Source organism: Spirulina sp. LEGE 11439, assembly GCF_059821285.1.
The window spans coordinates 17,482-35,207 of record NZ_JCAMRX010000024.1; the positions used below are offsets into that span (position 1 = coordinate 17,482).

The window sequence follows — 17,726 nt, forward strand, 5'->3', positions numbered from 1 at the left end:
TTTTTGAAAGAATGTAAGGATATCATATCTACAACTATTATCCCAACTGATTAAGATAATAATACAATATTTTTATCCTTACATTGTTGCGGAAATTTCATAGTGTAGAGCAACCTAAACTAAGACAGAAGAATTTCCTCTATTTGAAAAAAATTCCAGTTGTTAGGTTCTTTCACTATTCTTCAGCTATTATAGGCCAACAGAATGTAACCTGATAGACATGATTTTCGGATAAGCATCCCAATATTCGCAAACTAATGTTGAGATTGGGGAGTTTGAATATCTGCTGAACAATGAAGTAAAGATTGCTGCTGAAAGTACTTCTTCGTTACAAAAGTACCACTTTGGAAAGAAAGAAGTAACGCAATCCAGGTAATTAGGTCTTTTTCGGTAATTTTTAATTTCAACATTTTTTTACCTCTGAGGTAATAAAGAATAGAGAGTCTCAATTTTGCTTGGTAGGCATTTGACTAGAACTCTTGCACTAATACAATACAATACAAAAAAACTATTTGTCAACATGGTTCGATAAAATGTATTAATACTTGAAAAACGTACAAAAAATCATCATGACTTGAAAAATGTACAAAAAATGCTAAACTGTAAATGTTCGAGTAAAAAATATCAAATATCCTCTAGAGAGGAGCCTCAAACTTCAGTAGAGGATAGAGTAGACCAAAATACGCTTGGTAGGCATACATCTTGGTCTTGAGTTGTAGAGTAGGGAGGCAATATAAATACACCCTCCCTCTTTTTCATGAAAATTCATTAAAATTGCTGCAATGTAGTTTATAAGAGATCGCATCTTCTCAATTCACCGTTACCCGAAAGCGAACGAATCCAACATTATCCGTGGCAGTATTGGAGAGAGATAACCCTTCAATAACCACAGCACCCGTCGGATTATTGGCATTGGGACAAGCATCGATCGCGACAGGGGTTAAAGCCTCAAAAAATTTCCCCTCATCTTTATCGAGAGCAGTATTGGTTTGAGACTCTTCACCATTTCCCTGTCGCAAGAGAATACCGCGACCGCTCTCATAAGTATCGCGAACAAAAGCCGTGCCTTGAGGAACGGGATCGCAGATATTCACATCAGATAGTGCTGAAGCACCGTCGGAAAGGAGATACAGCGTATATTCAACCTCATCGCCACTCGTGAGAGGGTTGCTGTCGGGTAAATTAATAATACCGATGGGAGAAAGACTACTCCAGCCGTCAGCATTATCGTCTGTCGTGGTGGTGTCATCGACAAAACTGGAAAAATCAACCCCAGATATCGTGCTGCCATTGCGAGTAATATTTGTGATGCGCTTGACAATTCGCAGAGTACCGGGAGTGTCTGTCGTCGTACCGTCGCTAATTGTGAAACTTCCTGTAACAGAAGGAAAAATAGGGAAATTCACCCAAGTATCCATACCGCGAATATTACCAAAATTATTGCTCCATCCATGACCTCCGCCAAAACTGCTCGTTCCTAAAAGTGCAGAACGAGGATTAGGGGCAGTACCGTAACAATCACTCCCCGTTTCTCCTTGGGCGCAGAGGGTAAAATCCGTCCCCGTATTAGAGTCATCGTAGTAAATGTTCAAGGGATCGGGAGGATTGGTCGTGGGACTGAGACGTCGAATAATGAAACCGTTGGTGTTATTTTCAGGATCGAGCATGGGAAAATGAACTTCACCGTAAGCTGTGGTGAGTTCTGTTTGATAAGTAAAATCACTGGATGGAACAGCATCGCCATTGCCATCTAAGCCATCCCACGCCACGCTATTGTCTCCGGGGGTAGCACGACCGATAAGGATGCGATCGTTGCCATCTCCTAAAGTTCCATTTTGGTTGAGGTCGAGAATAATCGTATAAGTTCCCGTGTTCCCGTTATTCGTAAAAGTAAAATTTCCCCCTGAAGGTGAGACAAAGGCAAGTCCAGTCGTTCCGCTTGTCCCCGTGAAGCCAAAATTACTGGGCGGCGAAGGAATAATCGGAGCCTGATAGAGCCATGTCGTGCTACCGTTTATGCTGGCACTTGCAGGCATTGAGGTATCGGGAGCATTGATGAATAATTTTTGGGTGATATCATCCGACGTATCCGCAGATGAGGGGAGGTGAATGGAATACCCTGAAGGAATTGTCCCGGGATTGCTGCCCACAAATTGGAGCGAGCGATAAATTGGTTCGCTGGTGGAGTCTCGAAAGCCTTTATTATTGGCAAAAAAGATAAAACCAAAGGGATCGATCCCGTTGAGATTGATTTCGTATTGAAACCCTTGATCGGTTAAAACCACCACTTCCGAATTGAGCGATCGCCCATTCGCTCCCATATTCCAAGGAAAATAATTGGCATAAACCCGCCCGCTTTGAGCTACTCCTCCATTAGTTACGGTGACATCCCACGCTGAAATATAGCTACTGTTAGTAGGTTGAGGCCAATTTGCAGTGACTGGCCTAACGGGAGGATCGGTAGTATTGCCGGGATTCGGACTGACAAAATCAATTTCCCAAACTCCAGTTTGAGTCACATTAATATCACAGGTTGTATAGGTTTTCGCTGTTTCTGCAGCCACATCAATAATTCGGCAGCCAGTATTAACACTTCCCGTTGTTACACCATCAGGGGCACGCCAATCAATACGCCCGCCTCGATCGATCGCAGAAGAGGCCATGGTAATAACTTCGCCAGCACTAGCATAAACTTTAATGGTTGTACGTCGAGGAATCCCTCCCAAAGAATCATTGCGATATTCCAAATAGGGGCGATCGCCGCCATTGGTAATCAAATCGGCACTTCCTTCCGCCTTTGCCGATCGCCCCAAAAAGATAGTCGGCAACAAACAACAGGTAACAAAAAGAGTTTTAAGCGATAATTGATAATTGTTCATTGTTCATTGAAAAATGGTGGCATTGAGGGCGGGTTCTGAGGTGCCGTAGTCGGGATGGGTCGCGATCGCGCTGATGCGTTCCCCCGGTCTTAAATTAGAGAGAATAATGTGAAATTCCCCTTCCTCATTGGCAGGTGCAGAAGTAATGAAAACATTTAAAGGTCCGGCAAGATTGGCTGCTTCTGGATTTTCCAAGACGCGATACAAATCTACTCTCGATCCCGGTTCTGCCGTTCCCAAGAGATGGACTTTTCCCGAAGGGAAGCGAAAAAACTCGCGACTGGCAAAACTCGGTGCAGCGATCGCATAATTGGCAACTTGGCGGCGGCGATGATGTTCTTTAAACATAGGATTGAGTCCATCGCCATTATGATATTCATGGACTCCCGATCGCTGTTGGGCAATTAAATCGACGCTCAAACCTCGGACATTCGTAAATTGATTGTCGGTGATAAAAACGCGATCGCTTTTGGGAAAAGCAGCCACGACAATTCCCGCCCCGGGTTGGTTGCGAATTTGGTTGTTTCTCACAAGGCGATCGCTACCCATAAGAAAGATAGCCGCACGACGAAACCGCCGGCCATTGTTGGAAATCAGGTTATCTTCGATCGCGATCCGGCCTTCTGGTTTGAACGCATAGATCCCGCTTCCCGCATTATTTTGAATTTGATTGCCCGCAATGATACCGTTATGAATTTCGCCTTCTAAGCGAATTCCGTCAGGTATCCCCGCAAAGCCGTTATTCTCAATAATATTGTTCTCGACGAGCAAATTATTGGCACGAATGCCGGTAATAATGCCACTCCCCTGCATGTCTCCAATATGATTGCGAATAATACTCGTGCCGTTGCTATTGAAAACATAAATCCCAAAAGCAGATTTGTTTGTTGCTGTTTCTGCTCCATTGATAACTGATAACTGATAACCGATAACTGAACCCAGCCAGTTGTTTTCGATAACAATATCTTTGGGGGCGCGATCGCGATTCTCCAAGGGAAATTCCCAATCGTTAGATTGAGGCAGATCGGTATCAATGCGAGGGGAAGGGTGAGAGATGAAAATATCGGCGATAGGGGTTCGTTCTGTTGCCGTAGAAGCTGCGTTAAAGCCGTATAGATGCAAGCCTCGGATGGTAACGCGATCGCTGGTTATCGTCAACCCGCGCATAACTTCTACCCCTGATGCTGGAGTAATGCGAACGATTGGTTGAGGAATAGGAGTATTTCGCACATATCCCGATTGAGTTGTCCCGTCGATGACGAGCGATCGCCTAATTTCCGGTAAAGGCGATTGTAATTCAATGGTGGTGCGATCGGGCGGTAAGTTAAAGATAATGCGCGGGCGATCGAATAAAGAAAGGGCTGGTAATGTTTGCACTAAAGTTTGCTCTCGGGGAGATAAATCTTCATGAGATAGACTGCCGTTATTGAGAGCGATCGCTTCTCTGAGGGTCATTTCCTCATCGGGTTGCATGCGATCGGCATTACTGTTAACGGTAATGGATTGTTTGTTATTTATTGTGGGTTGTTTATTGTTTGCTAATCCATTTTCCCAACCCAAAACCCCAAAACTCCAAACCCACCCAAAAGCCAAACGCCAAAACCTATTCATTTAACGCCTCCTCCTGTTGCAATGGAGTCACGCTTTGCCGTCCAAACCCGTTGAAGAGTTCGTTCACTTTCATGGTCACTCCAAAAAAGATTCCATTATTAGCACGGTAGCCGCTAAAGTCTCCATCATCGACATTGCCGAAAACATAGCCGATGCCAAAACGAACATCTGGCGTGAGATAGTAACCCACATCGACAACCCAACCCAATTCGCTAAAATTCGCCGACGGTTGCCCCAGCCAACGCATCTCGGTCGCAATATCCCACTGATAGCCCAAACGGTAAGTTACTCGCATTTGCCCCAAATGAATAAAACTCTCGCTGCTAAAGCTATCCGCTAACTCTGTCAAACTATAGCGGAAGGCATATTTTCCGTAAAATTCCCAGCGCCAATCGGGAGCATAAATCGCTTCCACCCCAAAGAGGTGATCCCGATATCCCGTACCGCTACTAAAGAGTAACGTATCGGGAACCGTGGAAGGATTGTAACGATATTCATAACGCAAGAGGGCGTTAAATGCGTCATTTTCCGGATCTCGATAGGCCAGACCGACTTTAAGATGGGTACTCGGTCCCAAATCTTCTAATAACTGATTGGCTGCACTGGCTTGATGAAAGCGCACTAAAGCCGTTAAAGCTGGAGAGATTTTTCCCACCGCAGAAGCCCGAATGACCGTATTGCTACCGTGAGTATTGTCGCGATGTTCCACCCGTGCCGAAGCCTGAAAATCGGGATTGAGGGTATATTCAAAGCCAACGGTGTAAGATTCCCCTCCCGATATACTCAAGGATGAACCGCTTTGTCCGACGGCGAAAGGTTGAGAAAAACGAAATCCCGAGGCGGTTTGACTTTCAATGGAAGAGAGAATGCGTTCGTAACCAACATCGACGCGGAAACCGGGGGCTAAAGTCCAACGATGGTGCAGGCCGATCGCTTCTTCTCCTCGCATTCCGCTTTGACCGCCAATGAGGTTGTAACGGCTGGTAATTGTAGTATCTTCCCCAATTTTGCGTTCCATCACCGTACTCAAGCTGGTGATGGAATTATCCCCCAAGAGTCCCCCGTCGAAGAACTGATGAGCAAATTGTAATTTTGTCCCGGGATTAATTTCCCATTCCAAGCCTAAAGTTGTGCGGTTGGGATAAAGTGGGTCGCTGCTATCTCCTAAATTGAGTTCATTTTGTCCTCGAAAGGCAAGGGTTTCGGTAATGGGGACTCGCACTCCTGCGACGAGTTGGGAACTGCTGCTATTGAGGGTGTTTTCAATGCGATCGCTGCGAGTGCGATTGACATAACTCAAGTTGGCAGTCACGTTGCCGAATTGCTGTTGAATTCCTGCTCGCACTTCCGTGAGGTCGTTGTTGACCCGAGCGCCGGCTGGGTCTTCGCTTCTGGCACTGAGAAGGTCAAATTCTGGGTTAAACGGGTCAAACAGAGTCGTCCGAACTTCTGGGGCAAAGCCGAAGTTTTCTTCGTAGTCGTAACTGAGACTTAAGAGGGTTTCTGGGGCAACTTGCGCGGAAACCGAGGCACCGTAGCGGGTTTGACCCGGAACAAAAGAAGAGGTCGCCGTGTTGTTAAAATTTTCTTCTACGGATTGATAATGCGCTTCGGCGCGGACTTCTGGGGTAATATTGCCTGTAAAACGCAGGCGATAGGCGGAGTCGGCTTCATCGGCATCAATGGAAGAGTCGCGATCGCTGAAGGCATATTCCCCTACAATTGCCGCGTGAGGGGACAGAGAGACTAGAAAATCGGCGCTATAGAGTTTGTAGTCAATCGTGCCTTGGTCTTCTTGCCAATAGGATACCCCCAGCCAAGAGGGCGTTTCAAAATCGTGAGAGAAGTTATACTGGGCGCGTCCGGCAAAAATATTGGTTTCGCGACCCCCTTCATATTGATATGTCGCAACAATTTTACGGGCGATGGTATTGCCGTAGGGATCGAAATCAAGGGCTTGGATAGGGCGACGAAAGAGGATCGTACCGCGATCGTAGTCGATTTCGTAGTCTTGGCCGCGACTGAGGCGTTGGGTTTCGAGAATCCTGCCCGGGCGGTTCACTTCTTCGCTTTCAATGATAATGCTTTCGCTTCCTTCCACCAGCAGGCGATGGGAGAGAAAATAATAACCGCTAGTCCCATCAGGGGCGATAGTATCTCGTTGAAAGCCTTCGACATCGGGGCTATAGAGGGCGCTAATTTGTAAATCTCCGACGCTGATATTGCTTTTAAAGCCGTGGAGTTGGCGCGTTTGGGCGGCGAATTCTTGAGAAGGGCGATTGAATTCGTTACTGGTGTAATCTCCCCACATGAAATAATCGGGTTCTGCACCAATGGTAGGAGAAGTCCGTTCTAAGCGCACATAAACGCTATCAATTGACGGGGTGAGATAATCTACCGTGGAACTATCCCCATAAACGGGATAATGTTGTTCGCACATTTGCGGACCGCGAAAGAGGCGAGTAATGCCGTCACAGGTTTGATTGAGGGGGCGATCGCTATTATATGCCGCCGTCACCAACCATTCCCCTACGGCACCGATGGCGAAAAATGCCGCATCTACATCCACTTTCACGCCTTCATCAATCGTATAAGGCGCGAGAAAATCCCGCCGGGATCCCCAAAAATCCGTGCCGCTATTGCCAATTCTTAGATCCAATACCCCCGATACCAAAGAAGGGCGCAAATGCGTCACAAACTCCACCTGAGTAAAAGCCTCAAGCACTGTCTCCTGTTCGCTATTTCCTGTTAACTGGTGACTGGTGACTGGTGACTGGTGACTGGTGACTGGTGACTGATGATTAATATCTATCGCTGCGCGAATTTGGACTTTTTGCGCTTGAATATCCGATCGCAGTCTGGCTCGAAAAGTCCCGTTTCTCGCTAAAACTTGGAAACCGGGGCGATCGGGGTCGCGATCGCTATCGATGAATTCTCCTGCACTGGCGGTCAATGTCACTAAAGTCTCTTCGGTTAAAGGCTCGCCATTTTCATCAGTAATATTGCCTTCAAAAACAAGCGTCGAACGTCCATCAGCAGGAATACGAGGATCTCCCACGGGTCTAAGGGAAATTACCGCATTGCCTTCTGTCGCCAATTGAGGGCGATCGACATTCAAGCGCACGATAGTCGGATCGGCATTATTGACAGAAACCGCGATCGCATTTTCTCCAGCTTTGAGAGGAATGTTATACCAAATCTGAATCGCTAAATTTTGACTGTCATCTCGTTCGAGAGTGGTTGGGATATTGCGATCGAGGGGTTGGCCGTTAATGCGAATCGTCACTTCACTCTCAGCGTGATATTGCAAAATCAAGTGAGTTAAATTCTCTCGCATTTCACCGGGTAAAGGGGAGAGAATGCGAACTTCATCGGGAGCGAGTTTTTCGTTAGGAACATTTTCCAATAAGCGATCGAGACTATCCCCGGGCTGCAACTGAGATATAAATTCCATATCCTGACTGACAACCTTTTCGGGCAAACTCCCACTCACACCCAAAAATACCAAAGAAACCAAACTCATTGAACAAAGTTTTCCTCTTATCATTCTTCTTCTCCTCCTCTCCAACTGGTGACTGGTGACTGGTGACTGGTGACTGTTCCCGAGGCTGGCGTGACGGCAAAATTCATGCGTACCAATCCACCCGGTGCTAAACGGACGAGGCGAGATTGACTATTGCGTTCGATAAAATAAAGATTGGGTGCAAGGGTATAGCCCGGTAAACTGCTTAAATCTAAAGTTCCGCTACGATTCCCAGAAACTACATTGGCCAAGGAAAATAGCCCGTTTGCATCCGTTGTAATGCGGTTGCCATCATCCATAAAAATAACTGCATTGGGAACACCGGGTTCCCCGGTTTGCTGCTCTCCGTCAAAGTTTTTATCCACAAAAACGCGCCCGATAATCGTGCCGCAATCAGACAAAATTCCGTCGCGAATTCTTACCAAAAAACTTGCCAAATTGCTGCGAGTTTCTTGAGCAGTATTGCGTCCGTCCCCTCTCACGGCATCAGGAGTCACGAGGGCAGCATAAACGATATTCAGGGTTTGTCCCGAGGCGAGACTGGGATAGGTAAAGAAAAGGGTGCGATTATCGTTAGAGACTCCCGACAAACTGACAGAAGTACTGCTGCCATTTTCAAAAATTGCCGCTTGTACTGATTCCGAAAGAAAATTTAAGCCGAGGGGTAAATTATCGCTAATCACCACATCGGTTGCTGTTGTAGTTCCCGTGTTGTTGAGAGAGAGGCGATAAACGACTGTATCTCCGGGTTCTGCGGCAGCGCGATCGGCGGTTTTGATCAATTCAAGACTGGTTTCTTCAACGAAGAAAGAAGTAGAGTTGGAGGTCACTGTTCCACTTAAATTTCCTCCGGCACCATATCCTTGATTAACGATCTCTTGAGCGGAAATGCGATCGCCATTAACAAAGAAAATACTCAGTAAAAGTGTAAGAATGCAAAGGTGTAAATTCCTTTTTTTCTTGTGTTTTCGAGAGAATAAGAGATGGGAGCAAAGAGGTGCGATCGCGCATAATCTTTTTAATTTGCCTCTAAATGCTAGCCTCGGCAAATCCATTGTGTTGTTGTCCTTCAATTGGCTCTATCGTTTGGTCAATTATCATGCACGCCTTTATTTCTTAGTACTAATGCACCCTGAAAATATTTTATTGAGATAACACTGTTTTTTCTCTGGAGAAACTCCAATCGGATCATAATCAAAAAAAGTGCTGGTGGCAACCGTTGACCAGAGAAAAAGTCATTTTCGTTAAAAATTGCCAATTTTCTCTACACTGTGAATCTATTCTGCTAGCCTGTCGAGAAATAAGTCAAAAGCAAAGCGATCGCTTAATATGAAAACCTTAAGACTCTCACAAGAAACAAGAAGTAACATAGAAGTGTCGGTATATATTCCAACTAAAAATTCACTTGAAAGATAATATCATTATAGTCAAGATCTCCACCCCCTGATAAATCCTCAAAACCAAAGGTATTATTTCCTAACAAGCGAACGTGATCGGTTCCATCGGGATTAGCTCCAGTATAAGCAAAGTAAGAGACAACGCTACCGGCTGCTGCATTATCAGAATTAAAGTCGAGGAAGTCATCAATTGTTCCATTAGCAATCAGAAAAGGTGCATAAAGCGAGCCACCTTCTAAAGTCCCGTTAAAGGATGTGGTTGAGTTATTGCCAGTTGCGAGACTAATATCGGTAACGCGATTTTCAATGGCGGCTTTAGCATAACCAGAATCTCCTGGAGAAAAGCCGCCTACTGTTCCACTGGTATCATCAATCTTATAGAAGCCAACAACATTATTAAAACGAGCTTCTCGATAAACAGTAAAAATACCTTGCGTCTCACCACCAATTGTTTGCAAATCAATTAATTCTTGTCCTTGTTTTTGTTGGCTTCCTACCCCGATTGGCACGCCATTGCTGGTTTGTTCGATATCTAAAGTTATTCCATTGGAAAAGCTGATTGAAAATTTACCCGTTGAGATTTCCGTCGCAGAAATTTGCGTTCCTACAGTTCCTCCGTCGAGACTTTTCAGTTCAATAATAAAGGTTTGGTTGGCGCTCACGCTCTCAAAAATTGAACTTTGAAGACTGATATCAAATCCTGTCGGTCGAAAGCTCGAGGGGAGAATAGAGAAAATTTGCGAATCAGTCCCGCCGCCTGATAAAAAGTTAATATTAATGTCTGTAATGCTTAAGGCACTGTCTCCCGTGAGGGTTAGTTTTAAATTATTACCGCCTTGAGAACCGACAATGAAAGTCTCATTTTCAAATCTTAAAAATTCACTTGTTGTTGTTGGCGATCCCGTATCGGGATCGTCTGCGATCGAATTCTCAAAATAGATGATTCCGGCTGCTCCATTATCAGTTTTCGCGATACGCGAGCCGATGAAGGCTTCGGAATTGCTATCCCCGTCAATATCAACAAAAGTTGGGGTAGGGACTTCGCGAAAGCCAGAGCTTACGGCAGAAGATGTATTATAAGTATTAAAAGGATTATTTGTTCCGGTTTGCTGAACAAAGGTTGCACTTGTCGAGGTTCCTTGATTTTCATAATATAAAATCTGTCCGTCTCCTTGACCGATAAATGCGTCTAAGTCCCCATCTGAATCAAAATCGAGAAAGGCTGGATCGAGTCGCCGGTCTGCTGCACTAGCAAATGAGGTAGAAACTGCGTTTAAAGGATTGCTTGTTCCTGTTTGTTGGACAAAATTTGCGGCGGTAGAAGTTCCTTGATTTTCATAGTAAACCAGTGTATCGTACTGACCGATAAATGCGTCTAGATCGCCATCTCCATCAATATCGACAAAATTTTGGGTAGCATATTGACCTACGGCGGAAATATTAAATACGGTTCCACCACTAGTAGAGCTTGTCGCTGTCGTTGAGAAAGTTGGTGTTGTGGAAGTACCTGTATTTTCGTAGAAAAATATATTCCCGTTGGAATCTCCAATGAATAAATCTAAATCTCCATCGCCATCAATATCTGCTAGATTGGGATGGCTGACATCGCCAACATCAATCCCATCAAATGGATTACTGGTTCCGGTTTGTTCTGTTAATGTTGCGGAAGTACTCGAACCGGTATTTTTAAAAAACTTAATTGTTCCATCTGCAACGCCAACGATCGCATCTTGTAAATTATCACCATCAATATCGGCAAAAGTTGGTGTAGTTTGAGAATCGACTTCAATCGAAAGACTATCAAAAATACTGGTAGATTGTTGGGAAAAAATTCGAGTAGCCATAGGATAAATAGAGGAATAATTTCTAACAGTAATGTTTAGAGAGATTTTTAGTTGTTTTCTATTTTGCCGATCGCCGATCTGGGAGACGGCAGGAACGATCGCTTTTCCTTTGAGTGGCGATCGCGAATGCAGACAGTATATTTTCTCTCTCCAATTTTATCAAGGGTTGACGCTCCCACCTTTCCGCTTCGCTAAAAAGGTGGGATTCCTCCTTCAACCAGCCAACTTACTCAACAAGTTTTCACTTATTAAGCAGAGGTCGTTCTGTTCAGAGGCGTTGATTCCCGACCGCCCGTCGGTATTTGATTCAATCCCTAAAGCCTTTAACAAGATGTTCAGTGCGGCATTGTGGTCTCGATGTAGTTTCATGCCACATTTAGCACATTGATGGGTTCTTTGACTGAGGCTTTTCTTTTGGCGGTGTCCACATTGAGAACAATCTTGGCTCGTGAAATGAGGCTGAACTGACCTGACTTCTACGCCAAAAATTGTCCCAAAATATTCGACCCATTCGAGGAACATTCGCCACGACGCATCACTAATTGATTTCGCCAGACAGTGATTTTTAACAAGGTTTCGCACCTTTAAATCCTCGTAGGCTACCAGATCGCTAGACTGGACTAACGCCCTTGCTGTCTTAACAGCAAAGTCTTTACGTTGCCTGTGAACTTTAAGGTGCTTTTTGGCTAATTTGTTAATAGCTTTGCGTCGATTTTTACTCCCTTTCTTCTTGCGACTAACCTGTTTCTGAGCGCGTTTTAACGCTTTTTCTGACTTCCTTAAATAACGTGGATTTTTAACTTGATTTCCTTCGCTATCCGTGTAGAAAGACTCTAACCCAACATCAATCCCCAAAGATTTACCTGTGAGTTCATGTTGTTCTTTTCGATCAACTTTGATGACAAATTGAGCATAGTAACCATCGGCACGTCTAACAATACGAACTCGTTTGATTTGTTTTTGGTCGTGGAAGTTTAGATCGCGAGTCCCAATGAGTTTAAATTGGCCGGCTTTAAAACCATCAGTCAAGGTCAGCTTTTTACGATCTTCTGAAAGTTTCCAACCAGAGGTTTTATACTCAACAGAATGACCTAACTTTTTGAATTTAGGGTAGCCTTTTTTCTTAATGTTTGGGTTTTTACAGTTTTCAAAAAATCGAGAGATAGCAAACCATGCTCGTTCTGCACTGGCTTGTCTCGCCATTGAGTTGAGCTTTTTTGCCCATTCATACTCTTTAGCTAAAACAGAACAATATTTGTTTAAGTCGAATTGCTTTGCTCCTCGATGATCTATCCAATATCGCAGCGCTTTGTTACGAACAAAATTAGCCGTTCTGATGGCTTCATCTAGCACTTGATATTGTTCAGATTTTCCTTTGAGTTTAACTTCGAGAACGAGCATTATTCTACTAATCTTTCAGATATTTGATTTTGACAAATTTTGTCTTTTTTGTCAATGCTTTTTCGGATTGACGCACCCTAAAGGGTGCCGCACTACATGAGGTGCTGTGGGCGGAACTATTTCCGCCCTTTAAAAGCGCCGTCCCACCCCTAAAGGATGCTTCGCTGGTGGGTTTTGTGCGAGGGATCTATAAAAGACGGTAGTTTCGAGTAAGGGCAAAGGATACACTCGATTTTACTGCGATCGCTTACTTGTCTTCTATAATTCATTTGTCGAGAATCTATTATCGAACTGTAAAATCATTCTCACCTATACAAAGAAAAAGGGAGAAGTCACTCGGGTGACTTCTCCCTGTCATCAGGGTGCATCTACTATGGACACTATAGCAGTTCGGGGTGAGGGGTTAAGCCCATCGGCTATATTGTTTCGGTGAAGTTTTCCGTATAATTGATGAAGTTTTGATGAAGACTTCCGAATTTTAGCGGTTGACAAAATAGAGCTAACCGTTCAATTTCTTCCCTAACAGTTGATTCGCCAGTTTTGGATCGGCGCGTCCGCTTGTTTTCTTCATAAGTTGGCCGACGAAAAAGCCTTGGAGTTTCTTTTTGCCATTACGGAATTGTTCGACCTTATCGGGATTTTCTGCCAGAATTTCCTCGATCATTTTTTCCAGTTCTCCTGTGTCGGAAATTGCGGTCATGCCTTTACTTTCAACAAAAGCGGCGAGAGAATTAATAGGTTTTGTCAGGAGTTCTGGGAGAATTTCCTTGGCAATTTTGCCGCTAATGGTGCCTTTTTCAATGAGTTCCACCAGTTCTGCTAATATCTGCGGTTGTAGGGCAATTGCATCAATGCTGAGTTTCTCGCTATTGAGATAAGCAGCAATATCTCCCATGACCCAGTTGGCAACTTGTTTGGGGTTTGCACCATTGGCGATCGCCGCTTCAAAATATTGGCCGACAGCGCGATCGTCGGTGAGAACTCGGGCATCATAGGCGGATAATCCCAGTTCCATCTCGTAGCGACGGCGTTTTTGGGCGGGAAGTTCCGGCAATTCTGCTTGCCATTTTTCCAATTGTGCGTGGGAGACTTCAATAGGAGGAAGATCGGGTTCTGGGAAATAGCGATAGTCGCTGGAGCCTTCCTTACTCCGCATACTAATGGTTCGTTGGCTGCCTTCTTCCCAAAGGCGGGTTTCTTGACGAATTTTCTCCCCAGTTTCGATCGCTTTAATCTGGCGATCGATTTCATAATCGATCGCTTTTTGGATGGCACTAAAAGAGTTCATGTTTTTGATTTCGACTTTGGTGCCGAATTCTTTTTGTCCGACGGGACGAATGGAAATATTAACATCACAGCGCAGGGAACCTTCCTGCATATTGCCGTCGCTAATGCCGAGATAGCGGACGATGCGGCGCAATTCTTGACCGTATTCGGCGGCTTCTACCCCGGAACGAATATCGGGTTCCGAGACAATTTCAAGGAGGGGAACACCTGCACGGTTAAAGTCTACGAGGGAATGGGTGGAACCCGAAAGGCGATCGCTCCCTGCGTGAACTAATTTTCCCGCATCTTCTTCCATGTGTAAGCGCGTGATACCAATGGTTTTACGGGTAGGTTCATCGGTGGATTTTTCTACAATTTCAATTTCTAAGCGACCGTGTTCGGCAATGGGGAGGTCATATTGGGAAATTTGGTAATTTTTGGGCAGATCGGGATAGAAATACTGCTTGCGATCGAATTTACTATAAGGAGCAATTTGGCAATTGAGGGCGAGTCCGGTTTTAACGGCAGATTCGAGAACTTTTTCATTGAGGACGGGAAGAACCCCCGGATAGCCGAGGCAAATGGGGGAAATATGGGTGTTTGGCGGTGCGCCAAATTCTGTGGAAACGGGACTGAAAATTTTAGTTTTGGTGTTTAGCTGACAGTGGGTTTCCAGTCCGATAACGGCTTCATAGTCAGTTTTGGTTGCGGTTGCTGCACTCATATTCTGGATTCGCGAATATATCTAGTATCATTTTAATTATAATAAAAAACAATCCCATTGAAGCAGTTTGATTGCCATTAAAAATCTGACTCTTTTTTCACAATTCATTGAGAATTGCTATCGGTAATCGGAGAAAGTTATAAAAGAAATTCTAATAGTGCTGTATTGACTTGTTCGGGGCAACTTCCCGAGGCATCGTGTCCGCAATTTTGTAAGAGTTTAAATTGAGAATTGGGCAAACATTGAGAGAGTTTTTCGCCGTGAGTATTGGGAAACCAGCGATCGCGATCGCCCCAAAGCACGAGACAGGGAGTATGAGTATTGGTTAAGTTTTCTTGTATCCTGCGAATAAGATTGGAGGAATCAGAAGAAATACCTCGAATCACTTTGATAGAAAGTTGAATATCTTCAGCATATCTAGCGATCGCGCCTTCCATTTCAATATAAGGATACGTAATCCAGTAAACATCTTCAGGGTTGATTAAAGCGGGATCGGCAACCACTTCTCGCCGAAAATATCCCGTTAATCCTCTCGCTAGCGGTGCCGCTTTTTTCAGCAAACGCGATCGATCCACAAAGTTTACAAAATCTAAGGGAAAATGACCCAAAAGGTGCATCCACCATGTGGGTAAAGCATCGATAAAAATCGGCATATTGATCAAAACGAGGCGATCGCAAAGTTCTGGTTTTTGCTGTACTAGCGCTAAACTGATTAATGCCCCTAAAGATTGAGCAATAATTGTAGCCGGTTCGCCGCATAAGGTTTCAATAATACGCTGAAGTTCGCTAATTTGATAGCCAATTTTGTTGGTTTGTAAAGGTTTGTCAGAAAAACCGTGTCCTTTGGCATCAATACAAAAAACACGAAAATGTTCTGAAAGTGGTGCGATCGCATGTCTCCAGCTATAGCTCCAACTGGCAATTCCATGTACTAAAATTATAGGTTTTCCCGTTCCTTTTTCCCCATAAGCAATTTTTACTGATGTCCCATTTGCATCAGTAATGGTTAGCATTTGTTTTCCTTCGGGAAAAGTATCATCCCACCAGTTTTTCATGGTTAATTATTCAAACTTGAGGATCGATTTTATCCGCCGGAATATCGGGAGAGCGATCGATATTTTCAAATCGATATCCCTGTTGTTCGACTTGGCGAATAAATTGGTCGGGATTAGAATTCACTTCAGAGGCTTTAGGTTTTGAAGCCATTTCTCGTTTAATTTGTTTGCGTTTGGATTGTCTACCCATTTTCAGTTATCAGTTATCAGTTATCAGTTATCAGTTACATTTTAAAAGTTGGCAAAAGGAATGAGGGTATTAATCATTTTGCGAAGGCGAAGTAAAAAAACAAGTTGTTCGAGAGTCGGATCCAGATCGACAAAGGCTTGGGGTTGAGAGAGCATTTCTTCGAGTTCGGCATATTCTGCCGCCGTCAGCAATTCTCCGTCAATCGGCGATCGCGCTTCTACAATAATCTCATTTCGTAACACTTCCTCGGGTATATCATCCGGAGGCGGTAAAGCCAAACTTTCCCGCATTCCCACCAGTAAAACAACACCAACCCCAAACCCCAAACTGAATAATTTATTCATTGTTCATTGTTTATTGTTCATTGAAAAGTCCCGGTGGAGGGGCCTCGTTACAGCGATCGTGAATTTCGCGAATGCGAGAGAAAATCCAAGGATAAGTTTCTCGATACTCGGGGAGCAAAGCCAAGGGACTGAGCAAAGCCGCCGCCGCCAGATCGGCAATACTGAAGGTATCGCCCACGAGAGTCGGACGGTGCTGCCAAGAAGATAATACCTGCATCGCTAATTTTAAGCGCGATCGCGCTAACTTCACTGCCGCAGGCGAGATTCCATATTGACGGCGAACGACATCGATCAACAGACGAGAAAATAAAGAGGGATCGATCGCTTGTCCTTCTCCCGCCCTATAGTCATAATAAACAAAACGAGTTGCCGTGCCGATACTCTCATCCAACCAATCTTCCAGTAATTCTACTTGCTGTTTTAAAGTTGAGTCTGTTGGATAGAAAGCGGGTTCGGGACAAATTTTTTCTAAATATTGAAAAATTGCCGTTGAATCCGCGATCGCTTCAGGCTCGCCAACTTTCTGAGGTAGCAACACGGGAACTGTGCTTAAACCTGTTAATGGCTTGAGTTTTAAGACGTGCAGCCCCGGAGTCAAATTCTCAACCTGATAGGCAATATTTTTATAGCCCAGTGCCAATCGTGCCTTGCGACAGTAGTGAGACGTACTAAATTGGAGGAGTAGCATAATAATATGTAAAGGTATTAGAAAAGCGGTCATCCCAGAGAGTCTCCGAATTTTATCAAGGAGGTGACGGGAAAGAGAGCGTTACCCTCCCTCCTCAACCCGTCACCCCCTCCCCCGTTTGAGGGGGAATCCCCAACCTTAACTAGCAATGTTAGGATAATGGCGATTTCTCGTTCTTTTCGGAGATAGATTTACTTTAAGATTTGTAACCCAAGGAGATAGTTTATGATTGCTTCTGCTCGCTCTTTTTCCCCCGAGCGTCGTCTAAAATCGCCAACTCGCAAGCCTGTCGCTTCTCGTCCCCGTCGATATTCGCGCCCTTCCCCAAACGTTGGGAATGTTGTCCCTCATCCTACCGCCAATCGAGGGAATGTTGTTGCTCTTCCCCAGCAACCCCGTCCTCTCACGCCGTTCCCGGAGCGATCGCGCGGAATTCCCTTTTGGTTGCGCTGCTTGGTTGCGCTCAAACACGGCTCTTCCATGATTACCTTTTGTTTAGTCGTAGCCGTTTTAATTGTGTATTCCTCAATGGTGGGAATTCAACAAGAGTGGAGTAGCGCCTATCAAAAACGCCAATCCTTACAGCGACAACTGCAAGAATTAAGTATGGCTCGCGCTCAAATCGACAATCATTTGGGTGTCGAAGCCGATCGCAGTGGCTTGCAGCCTCCCAGTCCCAGTAACACGATTTTTCTTGAACCTTCTCCCATTGAACCCAAGGCCGTACAAGCATCGACAAAACCTTCGCGTTCTTTGCATCCGACTTCTCTCAATGCGCCTTTGGGCTATTGATAATTGTTCATT

13 protein-coding genes are annotated in these 17,726 nt (G+C 44.7%); 2 read left to right on the forward strand and 11 right to left on the reverse strand.

Annotated elements, in window-relative coordinates; all coding sequences use genetic code 11:
• Window positions 1-809: 809 nt before the first annotated feature.
• The 5 genes from AC6RV6_RS16310 to AC6RV6_RS16330 all read right to left on the reverse strand — a co-directional run bounded on the left by AC6RV6_RS16310 (window position 810) and on the right by AC6RV6_RS16330 (window position 11,254).
• Window positions 810-2,879 carry a hypothetical protein gene (locus tag AC6RV6_RS16310; protein WP_500241932.1) on the reverse strand — a complete coding sequence of 690 codons (2,070 nt, stop codon included), beginning with the start codon at window positions 2,877-2,879 and terminating at the stop codon, window positions 810-812.
• A 3-nt stretch (window positions 2,880-2,882) separates the two neighbouring features.
• A complete protein-coding gene (locus AC6RV6_RS16315) occupies window positions 2,883-4,490 on the reverse strand; it encodes a right-handed parallel beta-helix repeat-containing protein (protein WP_500241933.1) in 1,608 nt (535 codons plus the stop codon).
• The gene (locus tag AC6RV6_RS16320; protein WP_500241934.1) at window positions 4,483-8,037 is read right to left on the reverse strand and encodes a hypothetical protein; all 3,555 of its coding nucleotides are present in this window, start codon (window positions 8,035-8,037) and stop codon (window positions 4,483-4,485) included. The genes AC6RV6_RS16315 and AC6RV6_RS16320 overlap by 8 nt, the downstream gene beginning before the upstream one ends.
• A complete protein-coding gene (locus AC6RV6_RS16325) occupies window positions 8,034-9,068 on the reverse strand; it encodes a hypothetical protein (protein WP_500241935.1) in 1,035 nt (344 codons plus the stop codon). Before AC6RV6_RS16325 ends, AC6RV6_RS16320 begins: the two co-directional genes overlap by 4 nt.
• A gap of 338 nt (window positions 9,069-9,406) precedes the next feature.
• The gene (locus AC6RV6_RS16330) at window positions 9,407-11,254 is read right to left on the reverse strand and encodes a DUF4114 domain-containing protein (protein ID WP_500241936.1); all 1,848 of its coding nucleotides are present in this window, start codon (window positions 11,252-11,254) and stop codon (window positions 9,407-9,409) included.
• Window positions 11,255-11,305: 51 nt separating this feature from the next.
• On the opposite strand from AC6RV6_RS16330, the gene AC6RV6_RS16335 reads away from it, so the two are divergent.
• Window positions 11,306-11,449 carry a hypothetical protein gene (locus AC6RV6_RS16335; RefSeq protein WP_500241937.1) on the forward strand — a complete coding sequence of 48 codons (144 nt, stop codon included), beginning with the start codon at window positions 11,306-11,308 and terminating at the stop codon, window positions 11,447-11,449.
• A gap of 18 nt (window positions 11,450-11,467) precedes the next feature.
• On the opposite strand, the gene AC6RV6_RS16340 is transcribed toward AC6RV6_RS16335, so the two are convergent.
• The 6 genes from AC6RV6_RS16340 to AC6RV6_RS16365 all read right to left on the reverse strand — a co-directional run bounded on the left by AC6RV6_RS16340 (window position 11,468) and on the right by AC6RV6_RS16365 (window position 16,922).
• A complete protein-coding gene (locus AC6RV6_RS16340; RefSeq protein ID WP_500241938.1) occupies window positions 11,468-12,655 on the reverse strand; it encodes an RNA-guided endonuclease InsQ/TnpB family protein in 1,188 nt (395 codons plus the stop codon).
• 499 nt (window positions 12,656-13,154) lie between these two features.
• On the reverse strand, window positions 13,155-14,645 hold the full coding sequence (gene gatB / locus AC6RV6_RS16345) for an Asp-tRNA(Asn)/Glu-tRNA(Gln) amidotransferase subunit GatB (RefSeq protein ID WP_500241939.1): 1,491 nt from the start codon (window positions 14,643-14,645) through the stop codon (window positions 13,155-13,157).
• 137 nt (window positions 14,646-14,782) lie between these two features.
• Window positions 14,783-15,700: an alpha/beta fold hydrolase gene (locus AC6RV6_RS16350; protein ID WP_500241940.1), complete on the reverse strand. Its 918-nt coding sequence runs from the start codon at window positions 15,698-15,700 to the stop codon at window positions 14,783-14,785.
• 10 nt (window positions 15,701-15,710) lie between these two features.
• Window positions 15,711-15,890, reverse strand: a complete 180-nt coding sequence (locus AC6RV6_RS16355) for a hypothetical protein (protein WP_500241941.1) — start codon at window positions 15,888-15,890, stop codon at window positions 15,711-15,713.
• A gap of 41 nt (window positions 15,891-15,931) precedes the next feature.
• On the reverse strand, window positions 15,932-16,234 hold the full coding sequence (locus AC6RV6_RS16360) for a hypothetical protein (protein ID WP_500241942.1): 303 nt from the start codon (window positions 16,232-16,234) through the stop codon (window positions 15,932-15,934).
• A gap of 10 nt (window positions 16,235-16,244) precedes the next feature.
• Entirely contained in the window at window positions 16,245-16,922 is a 678-nt protein-coding gene (locus tag AC6RV6_RS16365; RefSeq protein ID WP_500241991.1) for a glutathione S-transferase family protein, read from the reverse strand.
• A 225-nt stretch (window positions 16,923-17,147) separates the two neighbouring features.
• On the opposite strand from AC6RV6_RS16365, the gene AC6RV6_RS16370 reads away from it, so the two are divergent.
• Window positions 17,148-17,714 (forward strand): hypothetical protein, encoded by a 567-nt coding sequence (locus AC6RV6_RS16370; protein WP_500241943.1) that lies wholly within the window; start codon window positions 17,148-17,150, stop codon window positions 17,712-17,714.
• Window positions 17,715-17,726: the final 12 nt, after the last annotated feature.

Bases quoted from the DNA above. Each gene is read 5' to 3' on its own strand.
- AC6RV6_RS16370 (WP_500241943.1), top strand. From the start codon at position 17,148: ATGATTGCTTCTGCTCGCTCTTTTTCCCCCGAGCGTCGTCTAAAATCG.
- AC6RV6_RS16325 (WP_500241935.1), bottom strand. From the start codon at position 9,068: ATGGATTTGCCGAGGCTAGCATTTAGAGGCAAATTAAAAAGATTATGC.
- AC6RV6_RS16365 (WP_500241991.1), bottom strand. From the start codon at position 16,922: ATGCTACTCCTCCAATTTAGTACGTCTCACTACTGTCGCAAGGCACGA.
- AC6RV6_RS16340 (WP_500241938.1), bottom strand. From the start codon at position 12,655: ATGCTCGTTCTCGAAGTTAAACTCAAAGGAAAATCTGAACAATATCAA.
- AC6RV6_RS16360 (WP_500241942.1), bottom strand. From the start codon at position 16,234: ATGAATAAATTATTCAGTTTGGGGTTTGGGGTTGGTGTTGTTTTACTG.
- AC6RV6_RS16320 (WP_500241934.1), bottom strand. From the start codon at position 8,037: ATGATAAGAGGAAAACTTTGTTCAATGAGTTTGGTTTCTTTGGTATTT.
- AC6RV6_RS16350 (WP_500241940.1), bottom strand. From the start codon at position 15,700: ATGAAAAACTGGTGGGATGATACTTTTCCCGAAGGAAAACAAATGCTA.
- AC6RV6_RS16355 (WP_500241941.1), bottom strand. From the start codon at position 15,890: ATGGGTAGACAATCCAAACGCAAACAAATTAAACGAGAAATGGCTTCA.
- AC6RV6_RS16330 (WP_500241936.1), bottom strand. From the start codon at position 11,254: ATGGCTACTCGAATTTTTTCCCAACAATCTACCAGTATTTTTGATAGT.
- gatB (WP_500241939.1), bottom strand. From the start codon at position 14,645: ATGAGTGCAGCAACCGCAACCAAAACTGACTATGAAGCCGTTATCGGA.
- AC6RV6_RS16310 (WP_500241932.1), bottom strand. From the start codon at position 2,879: ATGAACAATTATCAATTATCGCTTAAAACTCTTTTTGTTACCTGTTGT.
- AC6RV6_RS16315 (WP_500241933.1), bottom strand. From the start codon at position 4,490: ATGAATAGGTTTTGGCGTTTGGCTTTTGGGTGGGTTTGGAGTTTTGGG.